Annotated in this window: 13 protein-coding genes; 6 read left to right on the forward strand and 7 right to left on the reverse strand. The window is 63.4% G+C overall.

Annotation, left to right across the window (positions count from 1 at the left end):
* Nucleotides 1-10 precede the first annotated feature (10 nt).
* The 3 genes from ABWK72_RS21860 to ABWK72_RS21870 all read right to left on the reverse strand — a co-directional run bounded on the left by ABWK72_RS21860 (nt 11) and on the right by ABWK72_RS21870 (nt 1,441).
* The gene (locus ABWK72_RS21860; protein ID WP_367871703.1) at nt 11-139 is read right to left on the reverse strand and encodes a hypothetical protein; all 129 of its coding nucleotides are present in this window, start codon (nt 137-139) and stop codon (nt 11-13) included.
* 169 nt (nt 140-308) lie between these two features.
* Entirely contained in the window at nt 309-806 is a 498-nt protein-coding gene (locus tag ABWK72_RS21865) for a hypothetical protein (protein ID WP_367871704.1), read from the reverse strand.
* 59 nt (nt 807-865) lie between these two features.
* Nucleotides 866-1,441, reverse strand: a complete 576-nt coding sequence (locus tag ABWK72_RS21870; RefSeq protein WP_367871705.1) for a hypothetical protein — start codon at nt 1,439-1,441, stop codon at nt 866-868.
* A gap of 538 nt (nt 1,442-1,979) precedes the next feature.
* Between ABWK72_RS21870 and ABWK72_RS21875 the strand changes: the two genes are divergently transcribed.
* The 3 genes from ABWK72_RS21875 to ABWK72_RS21885 all read left to right on the forward strand — a co-directional run bounded on the left by ABWK72_RS21875 (nt 1,980) and on the right by ABWK72_RS21885 (nt 6,887).
* Nucleotides 1,980-3,122 carry a sorbosone dehydrogenase family protein gene (locus ABWK72_RS21875; protein WP_367871706.1) on the forward strand — a complete coding sequence of 381 codons (1,143 nt, stop codon included), beginning with the start codon at nt 1,980-1,982 and terminating at the stop codon, nt 3,120-3,122.
* 111 nt (nt 3,123-3,233) lie between these two features.
* Nucleotides 3,234-4,409 (forward strand): hypothetical protein, encoded by a 1,176-nt coding sequence (locus ABWK72_RS21880; RefSeq protein ID WP_367871707.1) that lies wholly within the window; start codon nt 3,234-3,236, stop codon nt 4,407-4,409.
* Between the two features lie 246 nt (nt 4,410-4,655).
* Complete coding sequence (locus ABWK72_RS21885; protein ID WP_367871708.1) at nt 4,656-6,887, forward strand: FG-GAP repeat domain-containing protein; 2,232 nt, start codon at nt 4,656-4,658, stop codon at nt 6,885-6,887.
* Nucleotides 6,888-7,049: 162 nt separating this feature from the next.
* Here ABWK72_RS21885 and ABWK72_RS21890 read toward each other — a convergent pair whose 3' ends face one another.
* The 4 genes from ABWK72_RS21890 to ABWK72_RS21905 all read right to left on the reverse strand — a co-directional run bounded on the left by ABWK72_RS21890 (nt 7,050) and on the right by ABWK72_RS21905 (nt 9,995).
* Complete coding sequence (locus ABWK72_RS21890) at nt 7,050-7,733, reverse strand: hypothetical protein (RefSeq protein WP_367871709.1); 684 nt, start codon at nt 7,731-7,733, stop codon at nt 7,050-7,052.
* Nucleotides 7,721-8,440, reverse strand: a complete 720-nt coding sequence (locus tag ABWK72_RS21895; protein ID WP_367871710.1) for a hypothetical protein — start codon at nt 8,438-8,440, stop codon at nt 7,721-7,723. The genes ABWK72_RS21890 and ABWK72_RS21895 overlap by 13 nt, the downstream gene beginning before the upstream one ends.
* Nucleotides 8,441-8,622: 182 nt before the next feature.
* On the reverse strand, nt 8,623-9,285 hold the full coding sequence (locus ABWK72_RS21900; RefSeq protein ID WP_367871711.1) for a hypothetical protein: 663 nt from the start codon (nt 9,283-9,285) through the stop codon (nt 8,623-8,625).
* Nucleotides 9,282-9,995 (reverse strand): hypothetical protein, encoded by a 714-nt coding sequence (locus tag ABWK72_RS21905; RefSeq protein ID WP_367871712.1) that lies wholly within the window; start codon nt 9,993-9,995, stop codon nt 9,282-9,284. Before ABWK72_RS21905 ends, ABWK72_RS21900 begins: the two co-directional genes overlap by 4 nt.
* A 452-nt stretch (nt 9,996-10,447) precedes the next feature.
* Between ABWK72_RS21905 and ABWK72_RS21910 the strand changes: the two genes are divergently transcribed.
* The 3 genes from ABWK72_RS21910 to ABWK72_RS21920 all read left to right on the forward strand — a co-directional run bounded on the left by ABWK72_RS21910 (nt 10,448) and on the right by ABWK72_RS21920 (nt 13,030).
* Complete coding sequence (locus tag ABWK72_RS21910; RefSeq protein ID WP_367871713.1) at nt 10,448-11,290, forward strand: transglutaminase family protein; 843 nt, start codon at nt 10,448-10,450, stop codon at nt 11,288-11,290.
* On the forward strand, nt 11,287-12,255 hold the full coding sequence (locus ABWK72_RS21915; protein ID WP_367871714.1) for a transglutaminase N-terminal domain-containing protein: 969 nt from the start codon (nt 11,287-11,289) through the stop codon (nt 12,253-12,255). The genes ABWK72_RS21910 and ABWK72_RS21915 overlap by 4 nt, the downstream gene beginning before the upstream one ends.
* A 364-nt stretch (nt 12,256-12,619) precedes the next feature.
* Nucleotides 12,620-13,030, forward strand: coding sequence for a hypothetical protein (locus tag ABWK72_RS21920; RefSeq protein WP_367871715.1), 411 nt, complete (start codon nt 12,620-12,622; stop codon nt 13,028-13,030).
* The last annotated feature ends 185 nt before the right edge of the window (nt 13,031-13,215 follow it).

Consider the following 13,215-nt stretch of genomic DNA (forward strand, 5'->3'; position numbering starts at 1 on the left):
CTTGGAGGGATCAGAGGCTCGCCGGGAGATAAGGGGGATTCTCTTCGGTGCGGTATTCCACCGGCTGCAGGCGCAGGGTCCGCGCGCGGACCGGCCACTTGAGCGCGCGGCGGAGGAGGGTGGAGGATTCCCGCTTCATGACGGGACAGGTATCTTGCATTGCAAGGTATCGGGCAAGCAGAAAGTTTAACGCCCCGCTTCACGGACGGCTCTTCCCCTGGGAGCGCGGAGCCACTGGCCCGCAGAACGGTCCCTCGCCACCCGCCCGGTCACACGCTCCTCCCAGATCCTGCCGTCGCTTCCCCGCGCTATCCGTCCCCGGCCGGCACTTCCTGGATGGCGAACGCCCTCCTCATCCTACGATGCCTCTCGTACAACAACCCGCCCCACACCCCCGCCACTCCCAGCAGGATCAGCCAGTGCGGGATGAAGAGCAGCCGGGCCCCGCGCGGCAGATACTCGAAGTGGATCGGCACCCACTCGCTCACGCTCTTTCCTTCGAGTTCCCCCCTGCGGTGGTATTCCCTATCGTCCCCTTTGCTCTTGCCGCTGGCCGATGCATAAAAGGGCGCGGGCAGCGGATGCCGTGTGAAATGGCGGGCGACTGTTCCCCACATAATCTTGGGTTGGTAATACCAGTAGCGCTGCACCGTCACCCCGGAGAAGGCTTGGGAAAAGTGCCACTTCTTCACCCTGAATTCCAGCGGCCGGAGATTCGAATCCCGCCACGCCCAGCAGATGAAGACCATCATCAGGATCCCCGACCAGAAGGTCACGGAGCGCAGCAAGCCGGGAGCGCGGGTCATGCGTGCCATCCTGCCGTCTTGATCGGAGAAGGAAAGCCGGGGCAGCTTAAGAGACCGCCTCACCTCTCGGGCATCACCTCCGGCCCCACCACAAACATCCAGATCACCAGCGATAGCGCGATTGCCCCCCAGTTCACCCACAGGGGACCCATCGAGCGGTTCCGCCGGTGGAAGCGCACCAGCACCACCAGCGCCGTGATCGCGATCGGCAGCAGAATGAAAGGCAGGACCAGGTGATGCCAACCTAGCAACACCGACATCCGCGTTTCATCGGACCATCTCGGGAAGGTCCTGAACCACCGGAATCCCGCCGCGGTAAGCGTGGTAAATATCCAGATGCCGGGACCCGAAACGCGCAGCGGGGACTTGCGCCGCCAGCTCAGCCCGGCGATCCCGATCACGGTCAGGATCAACTCGAACACCGGCCCCGCCGCCAGTCTCAAGAGATCGCTGCTCCCGGGCCTCGCCGCCTTGGAGTAGCCGACATTCTTATAAGACAGGTGCGGCTCGCAGCCTTGCGAATGCCCCACCAGGAAATGACCTCCTTCATGGACGATCATCGTCAGGAAAAACAGCAGGCCGAACAAAATGGCGAATCGATATTGCCGCGCTCTTGCTTGGATTTCGGGGCTCATCCTGTCGCTTGGAAGGTGTGGGGGTGATCTCCCACCGCGCCGTTACCCCCCTCGCCGGGATGGAAAAAACGCAGCGTATTCACTTTCGCAGCGGCGCGAAGCAGTAGGGTTAGCGCAAGCAAAAGGCACAGGGGTAGTGCAAGCATATCAGCAGGCTGACGGGAGGATCCGCAAGGGGAGGGTAGCGGGCCAAGGTGTCCCGCGACGCTGAAAACCCGTGCACGGCTTCCACAGGCCAGTGGCATTATCCTGTCAGAACCGGCAAGATAAGTCAAGGCGCGGGCCCCTGTTCTGATCGCGTTCGGACAGGAGGGCCTTTCAAGGTCTCTTGCTCCTTTTCCTCCTTTCTCTCCTGTTCAAGAAAATGACGGTCGACAGGTCACGATCACTCATCGCCCGAATATTGCGGACCTTTCCATCCCCGAGAATCCCTTGCCCCGCCAACGCGGCTCCCAATGGTTTGCAAATGTTAGAGGCCTTTCACCCTCAATAGCTTGAAGGGTTCCCCCAAAGGCGTAGATTACGCGCCGTCCCCGGAATGCCTTTCTCACCCCTCGCACGCCCGTGCCGGTTTGCCGCCGCACGCCTCCCTCGTCTGATTGCGGCCCTCCTCCCGCTTTCTTGCCTGCCGACCCTCCATGGCGCGACTCCGCCGCCGCTGGTGGCACGCGTCAATGACTGGGCCGCGATGCCCCTGTCCGGGAACCTGACCTCCACCGCGAATGCGGTCTACATGTCCCGCGTGAATTTCATGCGTCCGGAGCCGGGAGGCAGCGGGCGGATGTGGGTCTGCGATCTGAATGGACACCTCCAGATCTTTTCGCCGGCCGGGACCCCGGCGGCGCGCACCACCCAGCTTCTCGACCAAGCGAAAAACCGCAGCGCCTATCTCGACTTCAACGGCCAATCGTCCACCGCGGAAGCCAACGAGAAGACCTACGTGCCGAATGCCGCCGGGACCGCCACCAGCGCCGCGGCACCGAACGGCCTCTTCCCGCTTTTCACCAAGAGGTCCGGCTATGCGAACGGTCTGGTGTGTTTCGAGTTCGCCCCGACCTACGCCACGAACGGCAAGTTCTACACCATCCACATCGAGGCGAATAGCTCCAACGGAGCAACCGGCCGGCTGCCGGTGACGACCCGCTTTCCCGGCTTCAATGCCGCCGGCTATACCAGCACGAACGTCATCAACGCTCCGAGCGGGACGATCAACCGGCAGGCGGTGCTGATCGAGTGGACCGATACGAACCGGGCGAACCTCACTTTCGAAGGCAGCGCCCGCGAGCTGCTGCGGATCGGCTACAACGGGAGCATCCATCCGCTTGGCGACATCACCTTCAATCCCACCGCCCAACCCGGCAGCGCGGAATGGGGGATGATGTATCTGGCCAGCGGCGACGGCGGGGCGGGGGAGATCAATTCCACGAGGCTGCATCCCCAGCGTCTCGATAGCATCGTCGGCAAGATCCTGCGGATCATCCCGGATCTTTCCCTGCACACCGCGGACAGCACCGTTTCCCAGAACGGCCGCTATCGGATCCCGAGCGACAATCCCTTCACCGCGGCCCCCTACGCTCCCACGGCACGACCGGAGATCTGGACCCTGGGCCACCGCAATCCCCACCGCTTCACCTGGCATCTTTCCGACTCCGGCGGCGCTCCCGACTTGCTCGTGGAGTAGATCGGCCTGGAGACCTGGGAGGAGGTCAATATCCTCCGCCGCGGCAAGAACTATGGCTATAGCGAGCGCGAGGGGCCGCAGAGGCTGACCATCACCGCCGACTCCAAGTCCGTGGGGAATCTGCCCACGAATGACACCCTGCCGATCCGCTTGAACAATCTGCAGAGCCTTCCGGGGACCATCGTGCCGGAGTATCCGGTCATCACCTACCCGCAGAGCGCCGCCTACGGGGACGCGATTTCCAACGGCTTCTTCTATCGCGGCACGGCGATCCCAGGGCTCTACGGGAAGTTCGTCTTCGGCGATATCACCACCGGCCGCCTCTTCTGCTGCAATTGGGAAGATATGCTGGCCGCACAGGATGGCGTGGCCTCGACCACCGCCGCGATGCAGCCGGTCATCTTCGTCTGGGACGATCCGAACGATAGCCCGGATGCCGGGGTGAAGTCCTTCGACCGCTTTTACGGGATCGTGGAGGACGGCTACGATTTCCGCGGCGGGCCGGACTCGGACCTGCCCGGTGCCGCCACCATTTCCGGCGGCCGCGCCGACATCCGCCTGGCGGTCGATGCCGCGGGCGAGCTCTACGTCACCAGCAAGAGCGACGGGATGATCCGCAGCCTCGGCACGGTCTTCGTGACCCAGCCGGTGGATCGCCTGCTCGCGCCGGGTGTCAGCACCACCTTCACCGCCTCCGCAGCGGCGGCTTCCACGCCGACCTACCGCTGGCAGCGCCGCGCGAGCGAGAACGCCGCATGGACCGACCTCTCGAACAACCCGGTGTTCTCCGGCGTCACCACCGCCACGCTTTCCCTGAATGCGCCGGGCTACGAATACAATGGCAGCCGCTTCCGCGCCGTGGCCACCTGCTCGGGCGCGGAGGCCTTCTCGCTCGGCGCGGCGCTCGATCTCAGGTTCATCCCGGACGCGTGGCTCACGACCTATTTCAACGCGACCGAGAAGGCCGACGCCGCGATCTCCGGTGACCTCGCCGATCCGGACTGGGACGGGCTGGTGAACCTCCTCGAATACGCCTTTGACTTCGATCCGGAAAAGGATTCCTCCGCAGTGGCGCCGAAGGCGGAGCGGGTGGGGGCGAACGTGCGTCTGATCTTCCCGGTGCCGCACGCCAGCACGATGAACTACACCGTCCAGAAGAGCACCGATCTGGTGACTTGGAGCACGAGCGGCGTCACCCTCTCGACCGCAGCGGGCAAGACCACCGCCACCGTCCCGATCTCCGCCGCACCGAATGCGTATCTGCGGATCCTGGTGCTGCCGAAGTAAGCGGTAGGTCGGACGGCTCTACCCCTGGGAGCGCGGAGGCACTGCCCCGCAGAACGGTCCCATGCTGCCCGCCAGTTCCCGCGCCGCGAATGGATCCCGCCGTCGCCGCGCTGCATGCCTTCGGCCGTGCCCCCCCCTCCCTGAATGCCAGTTGTGTGACATCTTCTGCCGTGACAAAGATTTCTCTTCACAAGCAAGGTCGGTAGTTATTTTGTATGCGCAATGCGTTTACCAATACTCCTCTCAGTGTGGACCCTGCCACTTCAAGCCGTTGAATTTGAAGCTCCCCGGCAGGTCAGCGAATTCTCCTCCTCCTACCGCCAGATCCTGCCCGCGGATCTGGATGCCGATGGCGACCCCGATCTGGTGGCGCTCGGCTGGCAAACCGTGAGCTGGTATCGCAACGTGGGCGGGGAATTCTTCGACCGGATCGGCAGCACGGACTACGTCGCGGAAGCAATGGAGGTGAATCTGGCGGATTTCGATGGCGATGGCCTGCCGGATCTTCTGCTCCACAGCCAGGCGTACGATGGCCAGGGGAACCCGACCTCGCTCAAGATCCTCTTCGGCGCCGGGATGACGGGCTTCGGCCCGCGCCAGTTGTCGTTGACCGGTCTCTCCGAGAGATTCCTGGCGGCGGACGTGGATAACAACGGGCTGGCGGATCTGATCGGCCCGGCGACGACCTACCTCAACCCCGGTGGCGCGACGCCGGTAACGGTCAACCGCACCCCGCAGGGCGAGCGGATGGACTCGCGCGATGCCGTCCAGCGGGACGTGACCGGTGATGGCCTGCCGGACTTCTTCACCCGTTACGGGGACTATTGGGAAAACCTCGGTGGCGGGAATTTCTCCGACCAGAAGACTATCGCGATTACCCCGGTGGCGGGCAGGCGGACCTACGGCATGGATTTCATCTCGGACCCGCGCCTGCCGGGCGGGCGGGCCCTGGTCGCCCTCATGATCAATGAAGACTCCCGCAATAAGGCGGAACTCGTGCTCCATGCCCAGGACGGGAACGGAAGCTGGGCGGCGGTGGATGCCGTGAAAATCACGCCGCAAGCCCGGAAGGTCAGCGAGTGGTGGGCGCTGCCGCGTTCGGAGCCGGGCACGCTGTTAGGCAATTTCGGGACGGTCTCGCGCGACGGGATCGTCGATGACATGCGCACGGTCCTGCTCTCGCTCACCTTTCAGGGGAACAAGCCTTCGCTGGTGGTGAAGACCCTGGCGGCCACGGGCACGAACTCGACCGCCGCCAGCCTCTATCTCGATGTGAACAACGACGAGCGCAAGGAGCTGGTGACCGCCGGGAATGCCTACTACGCCCCGGAGGGCAGCTACCTCGAGATCCGCCGCGGCCTCGCCACCGGCGGCGTCGAGCGCAAGCCGCGGATGATCGATGCCCCCGGCCATGGCGACATCGTGAAGCAACTGGTGGACCTGGATGGGGATGGGGACTTGGACCTGATCGCCGAAGGGGATAGGGAGGATCAAATGAAGGGCCAGATCGCCTGGTGGGAAAACCGCAACCGGGGCGCGAGCTTCATCCGCCACGTGCTGATGAACAAAAGCGGCAACATGACGCTGGTGGCGGCGAAGGACCTTGATGGCGACGAAAAGGTGGAGGTCATCGCCGGCTATCATCCGTATAAGGATGGCCAGAGCCGCCAGGTCCTGATTTCGGAACTTGCCCGCAATGGCAAGCGCCTGCTCCGCACGCTGCGTGGCCCGGAGCGCGGGATCCAGTATCCCGGGCTGGTGCAGCTCGGCGATTGGGACGGCAACTCGGTCGACGACCTGGTGATGTGGGACTACGTCTCGCTGAAGGGCATCCCCGGGTCCTCGGTGCCAGCCGTGCGCTGGATGAAGGGCCTGCCCAAGCACCGCTTCGCCAAGCCGCTGTCCCTCGGCGAGAGCGAGGACGAGGTTCTCTACGACGTGGATGGCGACGGCGACCTCGACCTGACCGGCTACTCGGAACTTGAATTCGCCGGCGATGGCTGGCGCGAGAACACCGGCGACGGGGAGAGCCCGCTGGGCCACGAATTCCCCGAAATCCCGGGCCTGACCGCGCCGCTTTCTCCCGCCGGCGCGGATCTGGATGGCGATGGCCGCCTCGACTTCGTCTCCGGCGCGACCCCGGTGCTGGCGAAGGCGGGCGGGGTCTTTCAGGCGCTGCCGGCCCTGGCCACCCTCGTGGCAGGGGATAAAGCCCAGCTCTGGTTCGCGGATGTGGATGGCGATGGCCACGCGGATGGCATCCTCCGGATCACCGGCTACACCGGGACGCGGATCTCCCTATTCAGGAACCAAGGCACCGCCACCTTCGAGGCTCCGGTGCTGCTGCAATCCCTGCAAGCGACCGAATGGGAGAAGGTCACGGTCCTGGCCGGCGATATCGATGACGACGGCAAGACCGACCTCGTGCTCTCCAGCCAAGGCAACCGCTCGCGGATCGAGTGGTTCAAGGGGAAGTGAAAGCTGCCGCTACACCTTCAGGGGAGTACCTTAAAGGGGTACCCTTAAGGGGATAACCTTTGCGTGCCGTTCGGGGCTACGGGTGGTGTGCCGTTCGGGGCACCACCCCCAGTCCCGTTCCGGGGGACGGGTGGTGTCCCGTTTGAGGGGACGCCCCCGGACTTACTCAGGATACCTGAGGTCCGGGGCCTTGCCTTTCCACCAGGGTTGGCGGGGGTCGAAGAGGTTCATGCCGTTCACGTGGACTTCGCCGTTGTCTTGGCGGATCTGCATGGGGGTGGCGGAGTTGTCCAGGCGCAGGACGATGGCCTTGCCATCGAAGGGCTTCGGGTCGAAGCGGAGGGTGCCCGGAATCATGGGGGCGAAGACGACGGGCGTGGATGGCTCATCGGCGGAGGAGAGGCCTGCGGCGTAGGCGAAGCCGCATTCGCCGGGGGCGAGGGCCTTGGCGGGAGTGGAGAAGTCGTCGTCGGGTTTCTCGGAGGTTCCCGCGGTCTTGGCCCAGAAGGGTTTCTCGGATTTGAATTGGCCGGTGACGAGGAGCTGGCGGAAGAGCTGGTTGGAGCTGGCATCGCCGAGGATGAACTTGGTGCCGGTCTTTTGGACGACGGGGGCGATGGTGGTGGCGTCGGGGAACTTTCCGTATTCGGCATCGAACTCGAAGAGCATGAGGCCGAGCATCTTGATGTTGTTGAGGGCTTCGATGCGCGCCGGGTTCTTGCGGTGACCGGGAATGACGGGTCGGGAAAAGAACGTCAGGCCGCCCCAGATCACGGCCACCGCCAGGAGAACGCGGAGCCAACTGAAGCTTTTCTTGGAGGGCGGGGATGAGCTTACTCGGGCCATTTGACGTCGGGGGATTTGCCATGCCAGAAGGGCTGGCGGGGATCGAAGATGTCCATGCCGTTGACGATGACGTGGCCGTGCTTGTCGATGGGCAGCGGCCTGGCGGAGTTGTCGAGATGGAGGATGATGGCGAAGCCATTGAAGGCGTCGGGATCGAAGAGGTGTTTGCCCCTCACGACAGGGGTGAAGACCACCGGTGTCGAGGGGTCGCCACTGGAGCTGAGGCCGGCGATGTAGCCGAAGGCGCACTCGCCGCGGGCGAGGGCAGTGGCGTCGGTGGTGAAGATGTTGTCGGGCTTCTTGCGGGAGTGGGCGGTCTTGGCCCAGAAGGGCCTCTCGCCAGTGCCGGGGCCGCAGCCGACGAGGAGTTGGCGAAAGAGTTGGTTCGAGCTGTGGTTGCCGAGGGTGAGGGGCGTCTTGGTCTCTTCCTTCACGTCGATGGCCGTGTCGGTGTCGGGGAAGGAGCCGTATTCGTTGTCGAACTCGAAGAGCAGCATGCCGATCTGCTTGATGTTGTTGAGTGCCTCGGTGCGGGGGGCGGCTTTCGCGCTCTTCAAGATTACCGGTGGAGTCAGGAGCACGAGCAGGCAGAAGGCGATGGAGATGCCACCGAGCCACCAGATGCGCGAGGCCTTCCGGCGGAGGCGCATGGCCTCGCGGTCGGGAGGCGGCGGGGGCTGGTCGGGTGGTGGTTGAGGGAGTTCCATGACGATGATGGGTGAACCGCAGAGGGAAGGCAGGGGAGAGTTTGTTAGTGTTCAGTTTTCAGGAAAGGCAGAGTTGAACCGCCAAGACGCCAAGTGCGCGAAGGTTTTGAGATGAGATGGAGCGAACGAAACGCGGAGGCGCGGGAGGCGCGGAGAGGGGCGCGGGGAAAGGTGGTGCGGGGTTACTCCGGCCATTTCACGTCAGGGGCCTTGCCGTGCCAGAAGGGTTGGCGGGGATCGAAGAGGTCGAGGTTGTTGAGGATGACGCGGCCGTCGGTACCGATGTCGGAGAGCCGGGGATTGCTCCCGCCGAGGAAGAGGATGAGGGCTTTTCCTTGGAAGGGCTTCGGGTCGAAGAGGCGGGTGCCGGGGAGGAAGGGGGCCATTAGCAGCGGGGTGCCGGGAGGGGATTTGGAATCGAGCCCGGCGATGTAGGCGAAGCCGCACTCGCCGGCTTGGAGGGCGGTGGCGTCGGTGGTGAAGATGTCGTCCGGGCGCTGCGGGGAGACAGTGGTCTTGGCCCAGAGGTGGCTCTCGAGGCTTCCGGTCGCGAGCAATTGGCGGAAGAGTTGGTTCGAAGTCGCGCTGCCGAGGGTGAGGGGCGTGCCGGTGGCTTCCTTCACGGCGGCGGCGGTGCTGGCATCCGGGTAGCGGCCGTAGGCCAGGTCGAATTCTGTTAGGGCGAAGGCCGCGGACTTCAGGCTATTGATGGCGCTGATGCGGACGAGGCTGTGGTCGCGCTGGCGCTGGACATGGGCGTGAAAGGTGAAGATCGCGGCGATGACTGCGCTGAAGAGGAGCCAGCCGCGAAGGCTGCCGAGGGCGATGTTCCGGAATGGATTCACTCGGGCCATTTGATGTCGGGGGTTTTGCCTTTCCAGAAGGGTTGGCGGGGATCGAAGAGGTTGAGTCCGTTGAGGATGACGCGGCCGTGCTTGTCGATGGGGTAGGATCTAACCGAATTGTCGATCTGGAGAACGACAGCCATGCCCTTGAAAGGCTTGGGATCGAAGGCAAGCTTGCCGGGAAGCAGAGGCGCGACCAATAGAGGCGTTTCAAGATCGAAGGTATTTTGGCCTACGATGTAGGCGAAGCCGCATTCGCCGGGAGCGAGCGCGGTGGCATCGGTGTTGAAAATGTCATCGGGCTTCCGCGGCGAAATGGCGGTTTTGGCCCAAAAGGGCTTTTCGCTTTTACCACCACCCCCGGCGAGAAGTTGGCGGAAGAGCTGGTTCGAACTCCACGTACCCAAGGTGAGGGTGGTGGCGGTAGCCTTTTTCACGTCGGCCGCGGTTGTTGCGTTGGGGAATTCCCCATACTCGTTGTCGAATTCTAAAAGCATCATGCCCACGCTCCTCATATTTCCCATGGCCTCGCTCATGTCCGCGTTCGATCTCTGACGCAAAACCAACGGCACTCCGATCACCAGCAGGCAAAAGCCGATGGAGATCCCGCCAAGCCACCAGATCCGGGCTGCCTTGCGCCGGAAACGCAGGGCTTCGCGATCAGGTGGCGGTGTTGGAAGGTTGGGTGGTGGTTGGGTGAGGGCGGTCATGGATTGTTAGGGAGCGGCTGAGGCGGGGGATGACGGGGTTTTGAGATGGGAGCGAACGAAACGCGGAGGCGCAGAGGTCGCGGAGAAGGGCGCAGGGAAAGGCGGGGAAGAGTTTGTTACAAGGACGCCGGGCTGGAGAGAGTTCTTCGGGAATGATCCGGATTTGAGATCTCAGATTTGAGATCTGGAATTTCAGAGGTCTGGCTTCTGACTTGGCACTGACCACTGACCTCTGGTCTCTGGTTTGTCTTTAGCCGTGAGGGACCGTTCTGCCGGGCGGTGCCCGGCGCTCCCAGTGGGGCCGCGGGTCCGGCGGGACGTTGGGGTTTTGCAGTTTTGCGGTTTTGGGCATTTCCATGGCATACCATCGCGGGGGGCGGAAATCCAAGCAGTGCGAATGGTTTCATCCTGCCTTTGCCAATTCTTCATATAAGGGCGAGGATGGGCGGACCATGCCGTTTCAAATCAATGCCGCGCTCCATTACCAAGTCCTCCAGCGCAGCACGGTGCTGTTGAGTATCCAGGCGTTATCGACGGAGAGCCAGATCCTGAGCGAGGAGCAGCTGACGATCACGCCGGGGGCGAAGTGGGAGGAGTTCCCGCTGGAAACGGGGGAGAACCGCTACCTGCGGCTGGATACGGGGGATGTGACGCAGCTCGACATCACCTACGCGGTGATGGCGGAGGCGAAGTACACGATGGTGAGCCACGATGAGATCCACGATATCCCGGTCTCGCATCTCCGCCGCAGCGCGATTCCCTACCTCTTTCCCAGCCGCTACTGCCAGTCCGACCGGCTGTGGGGGTTCGCGTCGAAGGAATTCGGCAGGATTGCGCATCCCTACGATCAGGTGGTGGCGATCGCGGACTGGATTTTCCATAGCATCGACTACATCTCGGGCAGCACGGATGCGGCGACATCGGCGTACGATACGATCACGCAGCGGTCCGGGGTGTGCCGGGATTTCGCGCACCTGGGGATCGCGCTGTGCCGGGCGCTGTCGATTCCGGCGCGGTATTTCACGGGCTATGCGTGCTTCATGAATCCGCCGGATTTCCATGCCTGCTTCGAGGCCTGCATCGGGAACCGCTGGTTCGTCTTCGATCCGACGCGGCTGGCGGCGCTTAACGGGCTGGTGCGGATCGCGAGCGGGCGGGATGCGGCGGATGCCTCGGTGGCGACGATCTTCGGGAACATGCAGATGACCGGGATGTCGGTGTCCTGCGTGGCGGCGGATTTCAAACCGCTGACCGCGGAGGATCTGGCGAACCACGCGATCCTGATCGAGCCATGAGCGAGAGCCATCTCCTGCGAATCCGGCATCGCACGCACTACCAGTATGCGCTGCCGGTGAGCTTCCAGACGCACCGGCTGGTGGTGCGCCCGCGGGAGGGGCATGACCTGCGGGTGGAGAGCCTGGTGCTGAGGATCGAGCCGCAGGCGGAGCTGGTGTGGACGCGGGATATCTTCGGGAACTCGATCGGGCATGCGCATTTCCTGGAGAAGGGGCAGGAGCTGCTTTTCGACGTGGATGTGACGGTGCGGCGCTTCTTCGATCCGGCGCGCCCGCCGGTGGTGGCGCAGAGCCCGATGCCGTATCCGCTGGAGTACGACACGCTGGAGCACGGGATCATCACCGGCTACCTGACGCCGGTGTATGCGGAGGAGATGGCGGCGGTGAAGGACTTCATCGGGACGCTGCCGGATCCGGGGGGATTTCCGAGCGCGGAGGCCTTCGTGGTGCAATTGGCGGAGATCATTCACGGCAAGATCCGCTACCAGCGGCGGGAGAAGAAGGGGGTGCAGACGCCGGCGACGACGCTGGCGCTGGGGACGGGATCCTGCCGGGATCTGGCGACGCTGATGATGGAGACGCTGCGGCATCTGGGGATCGCGGCGCGGTTTGCGAGCGGGTATCTGGACTGCCAGGCGACGCGGGCGGCGCGGGGCTCGACGCATGCGTGGACGGAGGCGTATTTCCCGCTGCTGGGCTGGTGCGGATTCGATCCGACGAGCGGGAAGCATTGCACGCAGCAGCACATCGTGACGGGGACGAGCCATCACCCGCGGGGGGTGATGCCGGTGAGCGGGAATTTCACGGGGGGATCGAGGGCTTTCCAGAAGATGGCGGTGACGGTGGAGTTTTCGACGCCGGAGGTGACGGGGGCTCCGTCAGGTTTGCTGGAGGAGGGGGAACCACGGGTGGATATGGATGAAAGGCAGGAAGGCGAACATCGAACGTCCAATGTTGAAGACTAAAAGGGGAGGCGGGAAGCACTGATAATCAGGAGGATCGAAGGAATTTAGGGGTTGCGGGGCGGGGGTGGTGCGGGCAGTCTGCGCGCGGTTTTTGCTTCCGATCTCCCATGAACAAACTCGTAGTTGCCGTAGGTATCCTGGCAGTGCTCGCGCTGGTCATTTCGATCCTGATGGGAGGGCTGCAGATGCCGCCGGAGCAGCTTTCCGCGCTGCGTTGAGGGGGCCGGATGGGGGTTTTTCCGGGGTCGGGTTGAAAAAATCCGGATTTCGGGCAATTTTCCGGGAACAAATTCGTCTTTTCCGGGTTCTTAGCATAGGTTATCCACCCGGCATCACCACCACCAACAGACTACCCATGAAACTCGTGTTCCGCTCATTAGCCGCTGCCCTTTTCCTCAGCCCGCTCGCCTTCGCCGGCGATTGCGACAAGTGCAAGGACAAGGAAAAGGAAGATCCCGCCGTCGCCCTCGCTGGTGACTGCGACAAGTGTAAGGAAAAGAAGGAAGATCCCGCCCTCGCCGGTGGCGACAAGTGCAAGGACAAGGATAAGGAAGATCCTGCCGTTGCGCTCGCCGGTGACTGCGACAAGTGCAAGGAGAAGAAGGAAGATCCTGCCCTCGCCGGTGGCGACAAGTGCAAGGACAAGGACAAGGAAGATCCAGCCCTTGCCGGTGGCGACAAGTGCAAGGACAAGGACAAGGAAGATCCTGCCCTGCTCGCCGGTGACTGCGACAAGTGCAAGGAGAAGAAGGAAGATCCTGCCGTGCTTGCCTGAGATCGCTCCGCGACCTCGACTGATTTTGAAAAGCCGCCGGAGAAATCCGGCGGCTTTTTCGTGGGTGGGCGCCACGATGTCCGATGATGGCAATGGGATTTTGAACCACGGATGGACAGGGATTTACACGGATGGGGATGGGGCCGGACGGGTGGAGTTTTGCGGTTGGAGTTTTTTAACCGCGA

The sequence above is a fragment of the Luteolibacter sp. Populi genome, assembly GCF_040801775.1.
In the GTDB taxonomy this organism is placed as follows: domain Bacteria; phylum Verrucomicrobiota; class Verrucomicrobiia; order Verrucomicrobiales; family Akkermansiaceae; genus Haloferula.

Coding starts and splice junctions, on each gene's coding strand:
- ABWK72_RS21860 (WP_367871703.1), bottom strand. CDS start 139: ATGAAGCGGGAATCCTCCACCCTCCTCCGCCGCGCGCTCAAGTGGCCG.
- ABWK72_RS21865 (WP_367871704.1), bottom strand. CDS start 806: ATGACCCGCGCTCCCGGCTTGCTGCGCTCCGTGACCTTCTGGTCGGGG.
- ABWK72_RS21870 (WP_367871705.1), bottom strand. CDS start 1,441: ATGAGCCCCGAAATCCAAGCAAGAGCGCGGCAATATCGATTCGCCATT.
- ABWK72_RS21875 (WP_367871706.1), top strand. CDS start 1,980: ATGCCTTTCTCACCCCTCGCACGCCCGTGCCGGTTTGCCGCCGCACGC.
- ABWK72_RS21890 (WP_367871709.1), bottom strand. CDS start 7,733: ATGGCCCGAGTAAGCTCATCCCCGCCCTCCAAGAAAAGCTTCAGTTGG.
- ABWK72_RS21895 (WP_367871710.1), bottom strand. CDS start 8,440: ATGGAACTCCCTCAACCACCACCCGACCAGCCCCCGCCGCCTCCCGAC.
- ABWK72_RS21905 (WP_367871712.1), bottom strand. CDS start 9,995: ATGACCGCCCTCACCCAACCACCACCCAACCTTCCAACACCGCCACCT.
- ABWK72_RS21910 (WP_367871713.1), top strand. CDS start 10,448: ATGCCGTTTCAAATCAATGCCGCGCTCCATTACCAAGTCCTCCAGCGC.
- ABWK72_RS21915 (WP_367871714.1), top strand. CDS start 11,287: ATGAGCGAGAGCCATCTCCTGCGAATCCGGCATCGCACGCACTACCAG.